The sequence below is a fragment of the Arthrobacter sp. Ms25 genome, assembly GCF_059090365.1.
In genome coordinates, this window is sequence record NZ_JBNHFP010000012.1 from 1 (window position 1) to 254 (window position 254).

General features: G+C 57.9%; 1 rRNA gene. It reads right to left on the reverse strand.

From position 1 onward, the window contains the following. Positions 1-179 precede the first annotated feature (179 nt). Positions 180-254: ribosomal RNA gene (locus tag AC5RT8_RS16300) — 16S ribosomal RNA — on the reverse strand; the annotation flags it as partial.

Genomic DNA, 254 nt, shown 5'->3' on the forward strand with positions numbered 1-254 from the left:
TTTTCCAGGAACCCCGAAGGGAACGTACTAACCTCACGAAACCGGCATGCCGGCGCCTATCCATTGATATTCCACCCTTGAGCACCCACCGGAGAACTTTCGTCTCCGACATGGGCATCTCCTGCAGGACATCCCCCGCCGCACTTAGGCGGCGGCAATGAACCTGAGGTGCTCCTTAGAAAGGAGGTGATCCAGCCGCACCTTCCGGTACGGCTACCTTGTTACGACTTAGTCCCAATCGCCGGTCCCACCTT